Annotated in this window: 2 protein-coding genes; both read left to right on the top strand. The window is 63.5% G+C overall.

From position 1 onward, the window contains the following. The coding region (locus tag VL52_RS24905; protein WP_235429368.1) for a condensation domain-containing protein at window positions 1-210 on the top strand (210 nt) is incomplete at its 5' end. Window positions 211-317: 107 nt separating this feature from the next. Continuing rightward, window positions 318-518 (top strand): hypothetical protein (locus VL52_RS23005; protein WP_046159229.1); only part of this gene is annotated, 201 nt, incomplete at its 3' end.

Here is a 518-nt window from a genome sequence, read left to right as displayed (position 1 = left end):
TTGGACGGGCTGGGAGCGGGATTGGGCGGCTTGCGCTTGACGAGAGTCGAGATGGAGCGGCGCAGCGCCAAATTCGATCTGACGCTTGAACTGTATGAAGCCGGCGGCCGGATCGAAGGCAGCCTGGAGTATGCGACCAGCCTGTTTCAGGAGCAGACCGCTATTCGGCACGTCGCCTATCTGAGGCGGATGCTGCAGGCCATGGTGTAGGGGCTTGGAGCGCGGAGCCTCGAGGGCGGAATCGTCCTGAGTCGAACTTGAATGGGGCCGGCGGCGCAGAGGGGCGGCCGGCGCCACAGCAACAAGGAAATATCGCTATGAATGCCAAATTGTCGGAAACGGGCGTGACCAAGCCGGGGTTGTTGAGCCTGGTGGATTTGATGGACGAAGACGAGCGAGATCTGCAGCTGCGGCAATGGAACGCCACGGAAGCGGCGTATCCGCGGGAGCAAGGGGTGCACGAGCTATTCGAGGCGCAGGCGGCGGCGCATCCGGAGGCGGTGGCGGTGGAGCAGGAT

The sequence above is a fragment of the Chromobacterium vaccinii genome (assembly GCF_000971335.1).
GTDB classification, from domain to species: Bacteria; Pseudomonadota; Gammaproteobacteria; order Burkholderiales; family Chromobacteriaceae; genus Chromobacterium; species Chromobacterium vaccinii.
This window is presented reverse-complemented; position numbering and strand designations above follow the sequence as displayed.